Source organism: Pseudocitrobacter faecalis (genome assembly GCF_965231525.1).
GTDB lineage: Bacteria > Pseudomonadota > Gammaproteobacteria > Enterobacterales > Enterobacteriaceae > Pseudocitrobacter > Pseudocitrobacter faecalis.
The window spans coordinates 2,476,245-2,490,714 of sequence record NZ_CBDDNJ010000002.1 but is presented as its reverse complement, the minus strand read 5'-3'; the positions used below and the strand labels follow the sequence as shown (position 1 = coordinate 2,490,714).

The window sequence follows — 14,470 nt, the reverse complement described above, 5'->3', positions numbered from 1 at the left end:
ATGCGACAAATCATCGACACGCTGGCGCAGTTGCAGCGCCTGCGGGACAAATCAGTCAAAGACAAAACCGTCGAGCTGGCAAAGCAAAAACAGATCTGCGTGGGCTATGACAACAATATCAAAGCGTTAGGCTACCTAGTGGATAAAACGTCTGCGGGCGCGACTGCATCGGTGGAATCGCTGAAAAATGTCAGCGGCTACAAAGGCACCCTGCGCAAGGTGATCGCTTGGCAGGAGCAGGAAAAAACGTTGGCCAACATCAAAGCCACGCGAATGCAGAAAAACCTGACGGCGGCGGCGTGTGAAGAGAAAGTGGTGGCTTTGACGCTGGACGACAAACGCCGCGAACAGCAAGAAAGCGCCACGGCGAAAGCGCAAAAAGCGGTGGATGATATCGCCGTGCAGTGCTGGCTGCGGCACAAATTAGCGGAGTAGCCATGAAAACGGTCATCACCTTCGGCACCTTTGATGTATTTCATGTCGGCCATCTGCGCCTTTTGCAACGTGCTCGCGCGTTGGGTGAGCGGCTGCTGGTCGGCGTGTCGTCAGACGCGTTAAACATCGCCAAAAAGGGCAGGGCACCGGTTTACCATCAGGATGACCGCATGGCGATTATCGCCGGGCTGGCGTGTGTGGATGGCGTATTTCTGGAAGAATCACTGGAGCAAAAAGCGGAGTATCTGCGCCGCTACCGTGCGGATATTTTGGTGATGGGCGATGACTGGGCCGGAAAGTTTGATAGCTTCGCGTATATTTGTGAGGTGATGTATTTTCCCCGCACGCCGTCGGTGTCGACGACGGGGATTATTGAGGTGATTAGGGCTAAATCAGCCACCTACTGATTTAATTCCCGCAGTAGTCTGGTATTGAGATACAGTTTTTCCCGGCCCACGCTCATCTCCTCCAGAACGCCAGCTTCTGTCAATTGCTTAAGATAAGATGACGCTGTCTGCCGTTTGGCTATGTTACGTTCGACAAGGTTTTCTATCCGGCAGTAGGGCTGGGCAAAAAGCGCCTGAACTAACTCATGGCTGTAGATTTTTGGCAGCTTCTCGCGGACATAATCCGTTGTTTCAGTAATCAATTGCCGAACAACTGATATCTTTGTGGTTGTCCATCGGGACGTGTTTTCAACTGCTGACAGCATAAACAAAATCCACGCCTCCCAGTCACCTTTCTCCGTCACTCTGCGCAGATGGGTGTAGTAAGCCGTGCGATTTTCAAGAATAAAACGCGACAAATACAGGATTGGCAGCGAAAGTAATTCTGTCTGGATCAGATACAAAATATTCAGGATACGGCCCGTTCGTCCGTTACCGTCCGGGAAGGGATGGATACATTCAAACTGATAGTGCGCAATGGCCATTTTTATCAACGGATCTAAATCATCATCACCATGAATAAACCGTTCCCAGTTCGCCAGTAAGTTGCGGATAGTATCTTCACCAACAGGTGGCGTGTAGACGATGTTATTGTCCTGATCGCGTAATACGGTACCCGGTGTTTTACGGATATCGGTTTGCACAGCGCGTAACTTTGTGCAAATCGCGATTGCGGTGTTTGTACAGAGCGGCCAGGCCTCGAGATGGGTATAACCATCATTCAGTGCGGTGCGATAGCGCAACGCTTCTTTGGTTGCCGGATCGGCACCTTCTTCACGATCGGCATATTGAAACAGTCGATCGCTGGTGGTTACGATGTTTTCAATGCGTGAAGAGTCTTTCGCTTCCAGCATCGGGAGAATGTTGATGAGCAGACCTTGATCGGGGAGCAATTCGCCAGCCGTTTTCAGCTCAGCAATCGCAGCCCGCGCATTGATACACGCTTTCAGAACGCTTCGTGTTTCTATGCGTTCTAAATCTGGAGGCAAACCGGGCAGATCGTTGTAGGGGATTTCTGGGTTCCATTTCATATGTTTAAAAAATCGCGTTTTATCGACATATAGCCATCATATGTCGATACCATAAACATGTCACTGCAATACGTTTAAAAAAATGCGTTTTTTCGACATGTAGTCCAAACATGTCGATGGCATAGACAAATTTTGGCAATATGTTTAAAAAAATGCATTTTATCGACATATTCCTTACGGTTTCTGGCCCACCAACGCCTCCACAATCACCATCGCCGCCCGTTCTCCCGCCTTGCCATCCATAAAGGCATCGCAATAGTGATGACGAATTTCCGCCAGCCGCGCCTGCAACGCCCCCCAGTCAAACGCCTCTGACAACAGATAACGTAATTCCGCCATATCATGAGCCACCGGCAATATTTCGCGGATTTGCTGATCGGCGCTTTCGGGCGTGGAGTAGCTTTTCTCGCCGTCAAGCAAATCATTCATGCCAGGAAAGTCGAGCAGGATCAACCGCTTATCAGCGTGGAGAGCATCGAAAATAAAGCCGCTGTTATCGGTGAGCACGTAATCGGCTTTATCCAGCAGCGCCAGCGTATGTTGCGCGGAGTTGGTGCGTTGTTTTAAATGCTTGAGTGCCAGTGTCAGCGATGCCGCTTCTTCCGGGCGCGAGCAGGTGCCGTGGTGCAGTTTGCAAATCAGGTTCACATCACCGTTTAAGCGGCCCAATTTTTCTGCCCAATGGGGCAGGGAGCTTAATGCGCCAAACGTTGGGGCGTAGAGTACGGTGGGTTTACGCTCGTCCAGTTTGATATTTCCCGGCAACGCGCGGTCGAACGTGGCGTTATGCCAGGCATCGAAGCGCGGGTTACCTACCACTTTCGCGCTGCCGAAATGTGCCAGCGCCCGTTGGCTGTAGTGGCTGTAACACAAAATGCGCTGATAAAAACCATTCCAGTCGGCGTGGTTCCACGTTTCTTTGGCTAAGCCGTACATGGCGCGGACATTCACGGGGGAAAGGCCATTAAGCGCGGGCGTATGGTAGGGGCTTACCAGGCATTTCACTCGCTGACCGTGGGCCTGCATTTCAGATAAGCGCATTCCTTTGAGTTGCGGATCGTCGATGCTTTTTAGCGTTTCCAGCATCTCATCAAGAAACGGTTTAAACGCGCGGTCGTTAATCACCAGCGTGCAGCTCTGCCCCTGTGCCTGTAGCGCGGTGATAATCGGGCGGTACAGCGCGTAGTGGAAGGAGGTTTCCATAAAAAAGCCGATAGTGTCGGCGATGGGTAACGCGGATGGCCTGGTCGCTACAGGTAACTTATTGAAGTAGTGGCTGATGTTGTCGGTCTTTTTCCCCTCGATATCACTAAAGCCCGGTCGCTGATAACAAAGACTCGGATAACAGGCCAGCCACTTGTCGGCGCGTAGCAGCGGTAGCCAGCAGGCTTCCAGCGAGTGCTCATCGTTGCTCATCTGCTGCGCCAGTTGCGAGTAGTAACGGCGGTTCACCAGATAAGCGCACACCTTGCGGCAGTCTTGCGCGTGCACGACCCCTGGCAAACTTTTCAGCATTGTTCCCTGGGTAATCTCACCGCCGAGGATCATCACCTGCCAGGGGATTTTCGCCAGGCTCGCGAGCAGGGTGTTCAGCACCTGAATATGTTTCTCCTGTTTGAGAATGACCGCGTCATCTTCCAACAGCAGGTAGTTTTGCCAGCCGTGCTGTTGCGCGAGGCGTAGCGCCTGCAAGTGTGACAGACGGCGGCCACGTTGACCGTTTTCATCTTCACAGGCGGCAAGGCGGGTGATCTTTTCGGGCGGAATATGCAGCCGTGCCAGTTCATCACGGATCTGCTGTAAGCGATCCGGGCGTTTATCCAGATTCACCAGAACAACCTGATCGACAGCCTGATGGTGGATCGCCTGGTGATGGGTGGCGTTATGCAGACTCAAATAGGCATTGCGCAGCAGCGGATCGCTGACGATATCCGTAAGCGCCGTATTTACAGGTGTGCTGGCGCTGAGGATAAAGTCTTTATCAAAGGTATTTTGGCTGTGCGAGATACACAGGATGGTACGCTCGCCGGGCAGTTGCAGCGGGTTAACGCTGAAGTTATGGGTAAAACTTTTCTCTTCGCCAAGATTGCAATCATCGTCGTAACGGTGTTTTTTCAGGTAGTTACGGTGATAGCAAAAGGTGCCGTTGAGGATGTTGTGCGGGCCAAAGCTGCGGCTTTGAAAGATGCGATTGATATGGCTGTACCAGATGGGGATCTGGTCGGAGCCGGAGATTAACGCCCGGTGTTTTTGCATCATGGCGATGGTGTACGAGATTTTATCTGCCGGGTAGTAGTCGTCATCATCCATACAAAGGATGTACTCGCCGGATGCCAGTTCATTGAGCATATTGCGTTTTTTGCCCAGCGGCAGTTTTTCCGGGTGATGGATATAGCGGATGTTAAAGGCTTCCGGCGTACCATTGGTCAGGCGGTCGATGATGTGCTGGTGGCTTTGCGGGGAGTCATCGAGGATAACCAGTTCGCGGCGGTCTGCGGGGTAATCCTGATAGCGGTACATATAAAGCAGGTACGGCAGGAATGCGCTGCGGTTCCATGTGGGCGTGACGACGCTGACGAAAGGTTTTTCGCGGTGGGTAGTGAGTGTTTTGATGATGGTCGGTGTTGGCATGGTGTTTGGGTAAGTTAATGGGTGAATGTGATGAATGTGCGCGCTGATGCCCTCACCCCGACCCTCTCCCCAAAGGGGCGAGGGGACCGATCGAGCATGGTGTTAGAATCGGCGCGGGTTTTCTCCCTCTCCCTGTGGGAGAGGGCCGGGGTGAGGGCATCAGCGCGCACGTTGCCCTTCACGTAAGCAGCGAAAACGCTGAAAGCAACGGCTCTGCGGCACATAACGACTGAATTTGTTGGCGAATCAGCAGCGCATTTTCACTGGCCCGCCAGCGTTCAAACATGGCGAAGAGAGATAAAATATCCTCCTGCCGCAGCGGAGAATCATCCAGCGTCCACATACTGATTAACGTGCGGATGAGATAAAAATCGCACACCAGCGGGAAATAATCCGCCCCGCCTGCCTGCCCGATCGCCTCATGGTAAACGCGGTAGATCAGGTAATTACGCATAATCCAGGGTGAAGTGGTGAAATGCTGCTGCCAGGTCGTTTGCCACTGCGCCTGAAGCTGCTGATGTAACAGGGCTTCACTGTTGGCGTCATGCAATGTCAGTAAAGAAACCTGCAACGGCAGCGAGGCTTTGCGCGGGCTTTCCGGCAGAATCGACCAGTCAAACGCAAAACTTCCTAGCAGTGTCACCAGTTGGCGTGCCAGCTGTGGCACAGGTGGCAGCTGGGCGAACTGTGCCTGTAGTGTGCCTTTTTGCGCATGGTCGGCCAGCGCCTGCGGCAGCGTCGTCAATCGGGCCAGAGTATCGCCATCCTTGCCCGGCATTTTACCGGCGCGGGAAAGCAGGATCCCGACGGCATACAGTGACAATTCAGGGGTTAAATCGGCGAGCGTAAGGGCGCTCAAAATGACCTGGTTTAGTATCGCATCGCGCGCGGAAAGCTCACCGGCACTCTCTTCCATAGACCGATAGGTGAGCTGTAATTCAAACGCATTGGCGTTGATGAGCACGGCTTCGCAGCTTTCTGGCTCTGTAAGCATCAGGCTCAGGCGAATCTCGTTTTTCCACACTTTGCGGACATACATAGGCGAACCGGGATGTTGTGCGATAAATTTGCGTACAAATTCCGGTTCGTAACATTCAATAAAACTCATAGGAGGCTTCCAGTCTTTAATACTGAACAGGAATAGCAATAAGCGTGCCGGAAAATTTTTAAATACAAAACAAAGCGTTGTTTTTCAGGCGGAAAATCCGTTTCCGCCAGGGGGGAAGGAATGGTCATCACTCCTGATAAATAAAATCCGCTTCGCTGCCTAAAAAAGAGTGAATAAATTCATACTGACGAATCAGCAACTCGCCGTTTTTATCGTTATACGCCTTACAGCGTTCGGCTTTTTGCTCAAGGCGTTGCCACAAGCGTTGTGCCGCCGCTTTTTGTGCGGCGGGTAGCCAGTTAAAAATCTGCTCTAAACCTTGCCGATTGACGCTGACGCCGAGAAATTTCAGCAGGCTGTGGCGCTGTTGGCTGTGGCTGTTTAACCGATCGTAGTGATGCGTTATTTCATCATTCACCGCCAGTAATTCCTCACTCGCGCGGCGAATCATGCAGATCCGCTGACGCTGAAGCAGTTCGCGCAGGGAATCATACAGCGCGTCATCGTCGCGAATGCCCTGTAGCAGCGCCTTTACCTGTTGTAACCGAATACTCACTTTATCGGCCTCTTATTTCTGGAAAAAACTCAGCATGTCGCTGGCTAACTGTTCGGTGTCCACTTGCAGGCTACCGGAGGCCAGCATCGCCTGCATTTGCGCGACTTTGTCGCTGTCGATGTCGCTCTCTTGCTGATCGTTCAGCGTTTGCTGGGCTGACTGCAACCCTGCCTGGGTAATGTCGTCGGCGCTCAGCGTCGTGGTGGTGGTCGCTGTGCTTTTGCTGGTCTGGCGAGTGCCAGCAGCGGTGGCCGTTGGGCGGTTGCCAGGCATAGTCGGGGTGATTTTCATCGCAACTTCGTCTCTGTTTGAAGGTGTGTTACTCCGGTAAAGCGGTTAACAGGCGGCAAAACTTTAATCATTAGCACAAATTACTCCGCGCTTACCGTCGCCACCACGCCGCTTTCTGCCACCATCGCGCTGATTATTCGCTGGCTGCTGGCATTGCGCACTTTCACCATCTCCCCTTTGCGGCCATTTTTCAGCGCCACGCCGGGCATCGAGGCGGTGATCCCCGCGCTCTGGTAAACAATCATCACCGGCTGATCGCGCTCGACCAGCACCAGTGAAACCAGTTCTTCTTTGGTGATGGGCTTACCCGGTTGCAGGGCGTGTTTACTGCTTAAACCAATCGCGTCATCAAGATCCATCAGCACATCCCGCCGCTGGGCGCTGACGTTGTAGGGCTTCAGTTCCACATCATTCGCCGTGAGCGGCGTATCGCGAGCAATCACTGACTTTGCCATCACCACTGGCACCCGCACATCCGGGCGCACCGCCACGTTCATCTGCCAGCTTTGCGGGCAACTGACGGTGAAATTCATCCGGTTGAGGGTGATGTCCGCAGGCGAAGTTAGCGTGACGCCGGGTGCAGTCGCACAGGGCGCGGCGGTCGCAATTTGCGAGGGAATGTAGACGTTAAAAGTGTAGCGATAGTCATGCCAGCGCCGCTGTTGCGCCAGCAATTCAATCTGCTGGCTCGCGGCGCTCAGCACCTGGGCGTTGACTTGTTCCCGCGCACTGTGTTGCACGGGATGAACGGCGGCGTAGCCCGGTAAGGCCAGCGCCAGGAGGAAATACAATTTCCGCCTGCAAAATTGAAAACTCATAAACCCTTTCTCTTCAGTTACTTAAAAATTGGCATGGCGATTGCTTAGCGTATGCGGATTGAAGCAGGAGTAACGCAGAGAATGGGGATCAGTTTTCAACAAGCATTGGGAGTGCATCCGCAGGCAGTGAAGTTACGTCTTGAGAGGACCGAGCTACTGACTGCGAATCTGGCGAATGTCGATACGCCAAATTTCAAGGCTAAAGATATTGATTTTGCCAGGGAGATGCAACGGGCAAATAACGCGGCGGTGGATGTCCAGTACCGCGTACCGATGCAGCCATCGGAAGATGGCAACACCGTGGAGCTGAACAGCGAACAGGCGCGGTTTTCACAAAATAGTATGGATTATCAAAGCAGTCTGACCTTTCTGAATCTGCAAATCAGCGGCATCAGAGAGGCCATTGAAGGGAAATAAGTATGTCATTTACTGATATCTATCAGATTTCCGGTTCGGCGATGACGGCGCAAACGCTGCGTCTGAATACCGTCGCCAGTAACCTGGCGAACGCCAATGCGCCCGCCAGCAGCGAGGCGCAGGCCTATAAAGCGCGCAGCCCGGTATTTGCGGCGGTCTACCACAACAGCTTGCTGGCCGGAACGCATCGTCATGCCATTGACGGCGCCAGCGTGCAGGTGCAGGACGTGCTGCAAACCGGCGGGGCGGTGAAACGCTATGAACCGCATTCGCCGCTGGCGGATGCCAACGGTGATGTCTGGTATCCCGACGTCAATGTGGTGGAACAGATGGCAGACATGATGTCGGCCTCGCGCGATTTCGAAACCAACGTCGATGTGCTCAACAACGTGAAAAGTATGCAGCAAAGTTTGCTGAAACTGGGAGAAGCCTGATGAATACCCTGGCGCTGAATGCGCAATCGCCGCAGCCTACGGCCACGCAGGAAAGCAGTAATGTGGCGGCCAACGACACACAAAGCAGCAGCGATAGCTCGCCGGTTGATACCTTCCTGACGCTGTTTGTCGCTGAGATCCAAAATCAGGATCCGACCGACCCGACCGACGCCACCGAATATATCGACCAGCTGTCGTCAATGGCGCAGGTGGCGATGATGGAAGAGATGAGCGTACAGGCCAATACCAATGCGGTGCTGATGAGCAACATTCAGGTGATGGCGCTCGGCAACCTGGTGGGCGACGACATTATGGTACAGACCACCGCCTTGCAGGTGAGCGACCAGACCATTAACGGTCGCGCCACGCTTGACGATGCCTGTACCACCGCCGATCTCCACTTTACCGATGCCGCAGGCGATGACTACACGGTGTCGCTAATCCCGGAAGGGAGTTCTTCCGTCGGGCCAGGGCAGGTGGATTTCTCGATTAATCCGGCTGATTACGGTATCCCGCCGGGCGATTACGACGTCTCGGTGGTGACCAACACCGGGGAAGAAGAGGTGCCGATTGAAGTCTCCGGCGAAGTGGAAGATGTGCGCATCCCGCTCGACGGCAGCTCTCCGGTGCTCAACGTTGCAGGCGTGGGCGAAGTGCCGTTCACCATGATTAGCCAGTTTGGCGTACCCGATGCCGACAGTGATGTGGCGTGATGACCGGTGCCAAATTGCCTGATGCGCTTCGCTTATCAGGCCTACATGAAACTGCATAGTTTTGTAGGCCGGGTAAGGCGTTTTCGCCGCATCCGGCAAAACAACGGGCACGCTGTCAAAATTTGAATTAACAGGAAGACACAATGAGTTATGAAATTGCCGCGACGGGGCTGAATGCCGTTAACGAACAACTGGACGGGATCAGTAACAACATCGCCAACGCCGGAACGGTGGGCTATAAGTCGATGACCACCCAGTTTTCCGCCATGTATGCCGGAAGCCAGGCGATGGGCGTCAGCGTAGCGGGCACCGCGCAAAGTATCTCCCGTGGCGGTTCGCTGGTCTCCACCGGTAACGCGCTGGATCTGGCGATTAACAACGATGGTTTTTTTGTGATGTGCGACAGCGCGGGCAACATCTGCTACACCCGCGCTGGCTCGTTTGAAACCGACAAAGACGGCTATATCGTCAACGCCTCGGGCGATTACTTACAGGGCTATCCGGTCGATGACAGCGGCACCCTGCAAACGGGTACGGTGACCGATATCCAGATCAAAACCGGTAATATTCCGGCGCAGGCCAGCAGCAGCCTGACCTTTACCGCCAACTTTAATGCCAGCGACGCGGCTATCGATCGCACAGCCGTGCCGTTCGACCCGGCCAACAGCAGTTCATACACCGACAGCTACACCACCACGGTGTATGACTCATTAGGCAACGAACACTCGGTTTGCCAGTACTTCACTAAAACCAGCGATAACACCTGGGAAGTGCAGTACACCTTCGACGGTCAGCAGCAGACTGGCGTTCCGGCGACCACCTTAACCTTCGATCCGAATACCGGGAAGTTAACTTCGCCAACCTCGCCGCAGACCATTGAGTTTCAGACTGACGCCGCCGCGCCCATCGATTTAACCGTCGATTACGCCACCTGTACGCAATACGGCTCTGACTTTTCCGTCACCACTAACGCCGCCAACGGCTACGCCTCCGCGACGCAAAACGGTGTGCAGGTTGATGGCGATGGCAAAGTGTACGCCACCTACAGCAACGGCGAACGCATGTTGCAGGGGCAGGTGGTGCTGGCGACCTTCCCGAATGAAAACGGCCTGGAGGCGGTGAGCGGCACGGCGTGGGTACAAACAGGGGAATCCGGTACACCGTTGATTGGCGTTCCTGGCTCCGGCACCTGCGGCACCTTGTCGTCGGGCGTACTCGAAAGCTCTAACGTCGATATCACCAGCGAACTGGTCAACCTGATGACCGCCCAGCGTAACTATCAGGCCAACACCAAAGTCATCGCCACCAGCACGCAGCTCGATGACGCGCTGTTCCAGGCCATGTAATGGATCGCCTGATTTATACCGCCCTGAGCGGTGCTTCCCAGACGTTGTACGAGCAGCAGATTAGCGCCAACAACCTGGCAAACGTCAATACCAACGGTTTTCGCGCCGATATGGCGATGGCGACCAACGACAAGGTGAAAGGCGGCGGCTTCGACACGCGCTATATGGCGCAGGAAGGGGCCAGCGGCGTGAACGACAGCACCGGTGTTGCGGAGAAAACCGAGCGTCCGCTGGATGTGGCGATTCAGGGGGCGGGTTACATCGCGGTGCAGGATAAGAATGGCAACGAAGTGTATACCCGCAACGGCAACATTCAGCAGGACGACCAGGGGCAACTGACCATCGATGGCAATCTGGTGCTGGGGGATAACGGGCCGATCATTCTGCCGCCGAACGCCATTGCCTCGTTTGGCAGCGACGGCACGCTCTCGGTGACGCCCGATGACGGCGACGTGACCGCGACGATGGATATCGATCGCCTGAAGCTGGTGGATATTCCGGTTGCTAACCTGGCGAAAAACGCTGAAGGGATGCTGATCACGGCGGATGGCGTTCCGGCCCAGCGCGATGAAAACATCAAGGTCAGCGGCGGTTTTCTTGAAGGCAGCAACGTCTCGGCGGTGAGCGAGATGATGTCGTCCATCGCCATGAACCGCCAGTTTGAAGCGCAAATCAAGATGATGAAAACCGCCGAAGATATCAGCGACGCGGGCAACCGCTTATTGCGCGGCTCGTAATCGCACATCGTAGGCCGGATAAGGCGTTAACGCCGCATCCGGCAATCGGCGGCAAAAAACAATACGGAATTTACCACCATGAACGCAGCATTATGGATCAGCAAAACCGGCCTCTCGGCGCAGGATGCTGAAATGAGCGCGATTGCCAACAACATCGCCAACGTTAACACCACCGGCTTCAAGCGCGACCGGGTGATGTTTCAGGATCTGTTCTACCAGACCCAGGAAGCGCCGGGCGCGATGCTCGACCAGAACAACATCATGCCGACCGGGCTGCAATTCGGTAGCGGCGTGCGCATTGTCGGCACGCAGAAAACCTTCACCGAAGGCAACGTTGAAACCACCGACAACGCGATGAATGTCGCCATTATGGGGCAGGGATTTTTGCAGGTGCAGAAGGCCAACGGCGATATCGCCTATACCCGCGATGGTAACTTGCAGGTGAACGCCGACGGCATACTGACCAACTCGCAGGGCTTGCCGCTCCAGCCGGAGATCGACGTACCGGCGGGGGCGACCAACGTTGCGTTTGGCGAGGACGGCACGGTGACGGCGATCTTACCTGGCGACAGCGACGTGACCGAGTTAGGGCAACTGACGCTGGTGAACTTCGCCAACCCGGCGGGGCTTTCCGCCGAGGGCGATAACCTTTATCTGGAAACCGCCGCCAGCGGTCAGCCGACCGAAGGTGTGCCGGGTGAAGATGGGCTTGGCACCTTGCAGGACAACGCGCTGGAAGGCTCGAATGTGGATATCGTCAACGAAATGGTGGCGATGATCACGGTGCAACGCGCTTATGAGATGAACGCCAAAATGGTGTCGGCTGCGGACGATATGTTGCAGTACATCAGTCAGACGCTGTAAGGCGGTGGGCAGCGTGCGATCTGATGCCCTCACCCCGACCCTCTCCCACAGGGAGAGGGAGAAAAGCGGTGCACAATGTAACAACGCGCACGGTCAGTCCCCTCTCCCTTGAGGGAGAGGGAGCAAAGCGGTGCACAATGTAACAACGCGCACGGTCAGTCCCCTCTCCCTTGAGGGAGAGGGAGAAAAGCGGTGCACAATGTAACAACGTGCACAGTCAGTCCCCTCTCCCTTGAGGGAGAGGGAGCAAAGCGGTGCACAATGTAACAACGCGCACGGTCAGTCCCCTCTCCCTTGAGGGAGAGGGAGAAAAGCGGTGCACAATGTAACAACGCGCACAGGTCAGTCCCCTCTCCCTTGAGGGAGAGGGTTAGGGTGAGGGGGAACAAACGGCTCCACACCTACCAAACCACCGGCCACCCCCGTGGCCAGCAACACTAAACAGGCAGAACGTGAAAAATTATCTCTGGCTGGTGGCGCTGCTTCCACTCCTTAGCGGGTGTGAATCGCAGGCCATTCTGGTCAAAAAAGACGACGCATACTTTGCGCCACCGAAAACCGAAGCGCCGCCTCCGGCAGACGGACGTGCCGGGGGCGTGTTTGAAACCGGCTACAACTGGTCGCTCACCGCAGACCGGCGGGCTTACCGTGTGGGCGATATTCTGACGGTGATCCTCGAAGAATCGACCCAGTCGAGCAAACAGGCGAAAACCAATTTCGGCAAGAGCAACAGCGTCGATATCACCGCGCCAACGGTATTCGGTCACACCAAAGATAAGCTCTCCGGCTCCGTCGACGCCAACCGCGACTTTGACGGCAGCGCCACCTCCCAGCAGCAGAACAGCCTGCGCGGGGAGATCACCGTTTCCGTCCATGCGGTGCAACCGAACGGTATTCTGGAAATTCGCGGTGAGAAATGGCTCACCCTCAATCAGGGCGATGAGTACATCCGCTTAAGCGGCCTGGTACGCGCCGACGATATCCAGAACGACAACTCGGTCTCCTCGCAGCGGATTGCCGACGCCCGCATCTCCTATGCCGGACGCGGCGCGTTAAGCGATGCCAACGCCGCAGGCTGGCTGACGCGTCTGTTTAACCATCCGCTGTTCCCGATTTAATGCCGGAGAGTGCAATGCAAAACTGGATTAAGACGGTGGTGGTCGCCGTGAGCCTGGCGCTGCCCGGCATGGCGCTGGCGCAATCGCTGGAGTCGCTGGTCAACGTACAGGGTGTGCGTGAAAACCAACTGGTGGGCTACAGCCTGGTAGTCGGCCTCGACGGTACTGGCGATAAAAACCAGGTCAAGTTCACCAACCAGACCATCACCAATATGCTGCGCCAGTTTGGCGTACAGCTACCGAACAAAATCGACCCGAAGGTGAAAAACGTCGCGGCGGTGGCGGTGAGCGCCACGTTGCCGCCAATGTACTCACGCGGGCAGACCATTGACGTGACCGTTTCATCCATCGGCGATGCGAAAAGTATTCGTGGCGGCACTTTGCTGCTGACCCAACTGCACGGCGCGGATGGCGAAGTGTACGCCCTGGCGCAGGGCAGTGTGGTGGTGGGCGGGATGAGCGCCACCGGAGCCAGCGGTTCCAGCGTGACGGTTAACACACCGACCGCCGGGTTAATTCCCAACGGCGCGACGGTGGAGCGCGAGATCCCCAGTGATTTTCAGATGGGTGACACCATCACCCTTAACCTGAAACGTCCGTCATTTAAAGACGCCAACAACATTGCGGCAGCGATCAACGCCTCGTTTGGCGGCATTGCCACCGCGCAGAGTTCCACCAACGTGACCGTGCGAGCGCCCACCAGCCCCGGCGCGCGGGTGGCATTTATGTCGCAGCTTGACGATGTGCAGGTGCAGGCGGAGAAAATCCGCGCGCGCGTGGTGTTTAACTCGCGCACCGGTACGGTAGTGATGGGCGACGGCATCGCGCTACACGCGGCGGCAGTATCGCACGGCAGCCTGACCGTCTCGATTAACGAAACCAGCAACGTCAGTCAGCCGAATGCCTTTGCAGGCGGGCGCACGGCGGTAACGCCGCAGAGCAATATCGCGGTGAATCATGCCCGTCCGGGCGTGGTGAGTTTGCCGGAGTCGAGCAGCCTGAAAACGCTGGTGAATGCGTTGAACAGTTTAGGGGCGACGCCGGATGACATTATGTCGATTTTGCAGGCGCTGCATGAAGCGGGCGCGCTGGATGCCGACCTGGAGGTGATCTGATGAAAATCAACGGCAGCGGCGGCATTGACGGCAGCGATGCGTTAATGGGGCCGAAGATTCAGGCCAATGATATCAAACAGGCCGCCGAACAGTTCGAGGCGATTTTTTTACGCAATATGCTCAAAGAGATGCGTAAAACCAACGAGCTGTTCGATTCGAAAGATAACCCGTTTAACAGCGATTCGGTGCGCATGATGCAGGGGTTTTATGACGATGAGTTGTGTAACACCCTGGCGCAGCAGCACGGGATTGGGATTGCGGCGATGATTGTGAAGCAGCTGTCGCCGAAGCATAAGTGAGGGGCGGTGCGCGCTGATGCCCCTCACCCTAACCCTCTCCCCGAAGGGGCGAGGGGATCGATCGAGCGCGGTATTGAACAGGGCGCCGGTTTTCTCCCTCTCCCTGTGGGA

General features: G+C 55.4%; 17 protein-coding genes. 11 read left to right on the top strand and 6 right to left on the bottom strand.

The genetic code is table 11. The features are described 5' to 3' along the window. Positions 1 to 435, top strand: coding sequence for a flagellar export protein FliJ (gene fliJ, locus ACOXYR_RS12555; protein ID WP_421355965.1), 435 nt, complete (start codon positions 1 to 3; stop codon positions 433 to 435). A gap of 2 nt (positions 436 to 437) precedes the next feature. Further along, positions 438 to 842: an FAD synthase family protein gene (locus ACOXYR_RS12550; RefSeq protein WP_421355966.1), complete on the top strand. Its 405-nt coding sequence runs from the start codon at positions 438 to 440 to the stop codon at positions 840 to 842. Here ACOXYR_RS12550 and fic read toward each other — a convergent pair. From fic to flgA, 6 genes are all read right to left on the bottom strand, one after another. Beyond that, entirely contained in the window at positions 836 to 1,912 is a 1,077-nt protein-coding gene (fic, locus tag ACOXYR_RS12545; protein ID WP_421355967.1) for a protein adenylyltransferase Fic, read from the bottom strand. The genes ACOXYR_RS12550 and fic overlap by 7 nt on opposite strands. 174 nt (positions 1,913 to 2,086) lie before the next feature. Continuing rightward, the gene (locus tag ACOXYR_RS12540; protein ID WP_421355969.1) at positions 2,087 to 4,543 is read right to left on the bottom strand and encodes a glycosyltransferase; all 2,457 of its coding nucleotides are present in this window, start codon (positions 4,541 to 4,543) and stop codon (positions 2,087 to 2,089) included. Between the two features lie 178 nt (positions 4,544 to 4,721). Next, positions 4,722 to 5,651: a lysine-N-methylase gene (locus ACOXYR_RS12535; protein ID WP_421356721.1), complete on the bottom strand. Its 930-nt coding sequence runs from the start codon at positions 5,649 to 5,651 to the stop codon at positions 4,722 to 4,724. 127 nt (positions 5,652 to 5,778) lie between these two features. After that, positions 5,779 to 6,207, bottom strand: coding sequence for a flagellar export chaperone FlgN (flgN, locus tag ACOXYR_RS12530; RefSeq protein ID WP_421356722.1), 429 nt, complete (start codon positions 6,205 to 6,207; stop codon positions 5,779 to 5,781). 12 nt (positions 6,208 to 6,219) lie between these two features. Next, complete coding sequence (gene flgM / locus ACOXYR_RS12525) at positions 6,220 to 6,498, bottom strand: flagellar biosynthesis anti-sigma factor FlgM (protein WP_421356723.1); 279 nt, start codon at positions 6,496 to 6,498, stop codon at positions 6,220 to 6,222. An 80-nt stretch (positions 6,499 to 6,578) separates the two neighbouring features. Continuing rightward, a complete protein-coding gene (flgA, locus tag ACOXYR_RS12520) occupies positions 6,579 to 7,316 on the bottom strand; it encodes a flagellar basal body P-ring formation chaperone FlgA (protein ID WP_421356724.1) in 738 nt (245 codons plus the stop codon). Between the two features lie 81 nt (positions 7,317 to 7,397). Between flgA and ACOXYR_RS12515 the strand changes: the two genes are divergently transcribed. The 9 genes from ACOXYR_RS12515 to ACOXYR_RS12475 all read left to right on the top strand — a co-directional run bounded on the left by ACOXYR_RS12515 (position 7,398) and on the right by ACOXYR_RS12475 (position 14,359). Continuing rightward, complete coding sequence (locus tag ACOXYR_RS12515) at positions 7,398 to 7,733, top strand: flagellar basal body protein (RefSeq protein WP_000512950.1); 336 nt, start codon at positions 7,398 to 7,400, stop codon at positions 7,731 to 7,733. A 2-nt stretch (positions 7,734 to 7,735) separates the two neighbouring features. Further along, positions 7,736 to 8,167: a flagellar basal body rod protein FlgC gene (gene flgC, locus ACOXYR_RS12510; protein ID WP_000010954.1), complete on the top strand. Its 432-nt coding sequence runs from the start codon at positions 7,736 to 7,738 to the stop codon at positions 8,165 to 8,167. Beyond that, on the top strand, positions 8,167 to 8,880 hold the full coding sequence (locus tag ACOXYR_RS12505) for a flagellar hook capping FlgD N-terminal domain-containing protein (protein ID WP_189623601.1): 714 nt from the start codon (positions 8,167 to 8,169) through the stop codon (positions 8,878 to 8,880). Before flgC ends, ACOXYR_RS12505 begins: the two co-directional genes overlap by 1 nt. A 143-nt stretch (positions 8,881 to 9,023) precedes the next feature. Continuing rightward, the gene (gene flgE, locus ACOXYR_RS12500; RefSeq protein WP_421356725.1) at positions 9,024 to 10,226 is read left to right on the top strand and encodes a flagellar hook protein FlgE; all 1,203 of its coding nucleotides are present in this window, start codon (positions 9,024 to 9,026) and stop codon (positions 10,224 to 10,226) included. Then, complete coding sequence (locus ACOXYR_RS12495; RefSeq protein ID WP_032296869.1) at positions 10,226 to 10,963, top strand: flagellar basal body rod protein FlgF; 738 nt, start codon at positions 10,226 to 10,228, stop codon at positions 10,961 to 10,963. Before flgE ends, ACOXYR_RS12495 begins: the two co-directional genes overlap by 1 nt. 78 nt (positions 10,964 to 11,041) lie before the next feature. After that, the gene (gene flgG, locus ACOXYR_RS12490) at positions 11,042 to 11,827 is read left to right on the top strand and encodes a flagellar basal-body rod protein FlgG (RefSeq protein ID WP_136672118.1); all 786 of its coding nucleotides are present in this window, start codon (positions 11,042 to 11,044) and stop codon (positions 11,825 to 11,827) included. Positions 11,828 to 12,279: 452 nt separating this feature from the next. Further along, the gene (gene flgH, locus ACOXYR_RS12485) at positions 12,280 to 12,945 is read left to right on the top strand and encodes a flagellar basal body L-ring protein FlgH (RefSeq protein ID WP_421356747.1); all 666 of its coding nucleotides are present in this window, start codon (positions 12,280 to 12,282) and stop codon (positions 12,943 to 12,945) included. A gap of 14 nt (positions 12,946 to 12,959) precedes the next feature. After that, positions 12,960 to 14,060 carry a flagellar basal body P-ring protein FlgI gene (locus ACOXYR_RS12480; RefSeq protein WP_147251889.1) on the top strand — a complete coding sequence of 367 codons (1,101 nt, stop codon included), beginning with the start codon at positions 12,960 to 12,962 and terminating at the stop codon, positions 14,058 to 14,060. Then, entirely contained in the window at positions 14,060 to 14,359 is a 300-nt protein-coding gene (locus tag ACOXYR_RS12475) for a rod-binding protein (protein WP_000700148.1), read from the top strand. Before ACOXYR_RS12480 ends, ACOXYR_RS12475 begins: the two co-directional genes overlap by 1 nt. Positions 14,360 to 14,470 lie beyond the last annotated feature (111 nt).

Bases quoted from the DNA above. Each gene is read 5' to 3' on its own strand.
- fliJ (WP_421355965.1), top strand. From the start codon at position 1: ATGCGACAAATCATCGACACGCTGGCGCAGTTGCAGCGCCTGCGGGAC.
- ACOXYR_RS12550 (WP_421355966.1), top strand. From the start codon at position 438: ATGAAAACGGTCATCACCTTCGGCACCTTTGATGTATTTCATGTCGGC.
- fic (WP_421355967.1), bottom strand. From the start codon at position 1,912: ATGAAATGGAACCCAGAAATCCCCTACAACGATCTGCCCGGTTTGCCT.
- ACOXYR_RS12540 (WP_421355969.1), bottom strand. From the start codon at position 4,543: ATGCCAACACCGACCATCATCAAAACACTCACTACCCACCGCGAAAAA.
- ACOXYR_RS12535 (WP_421356721.1), bottom strand. From the start codon at position 5,651: ATGAGTTTTATTGAATGTTACGAACCGGAATTTGTACGCAAATTTATC.
- flgM (WP_421356723.1), bottom strand. From the start codon at position 6,498: ATGAAAATCACCCCGACTATGCCTGGCAACCGCCCAACGGCCACCGCT.
- flgA (WP_421356724.1), bottom strand. From the start codon at position 7,316: ATGAGTTTTCAATTTTGCAGGCGGAAATTGTATTTCCTCCTGGCGCTG.
- ACOXYR_RS12515 (WP_000512950.1), top strand. From the start codon at position 7,398: ATGGGGATCAGTTTTCAACAAGCATTGGGAGTGCATCCGCAGGCAGTG.
- flgC (WP_000010954.1), top strand. From the start codon at position 7,736: ATGTCATTTACTGATATCTATCAGATTTCCGGTTCGGCGATGACGGCG.
- ACOXYR_RS12505 (WP_189623601.1), top strand. From the start codon at position 8,167: ATGAATACCCTGGCGCTGAATGCGCAATCGCCGCAGCCTACGGCCACG.
- flgE (WP_421356725.1), top strand. From the start codon at position 9,024: ATGAGTTATGAAATTGCCGCGACGGGGCTGAATGCCGTTAACGAACAA.
- ACOXYR_RS12495 (WP_032296869.1), top strand. From the start codon at position 10,226: ATGGATCGCCTGATTTATACCGCCCTGAGCGGTGCTTCCCAGACGTTG.
- flgG (WP_136672118.1), top strand. From the start codon at position 11,042: ATGAACGCAGCATTATGGATCAGCAAAACCGGCCTCTCGGCGCAGGAT.
- ACOXYR_RS12480 (WP_147251889.1), top strand. From the start codon at position 12,960: ATGCAAAACTGGATTAAGACGGTGGTGGTCGCCGTGAGCCTGGCGCTG.
- ACOXYR_RS12475 (WP_000700148.1), top strand. From the start codon at position 14,060: ATGAAAATCAACGGCAGCGGCGGCATTGACGGCAGCGATGCGTTAATG.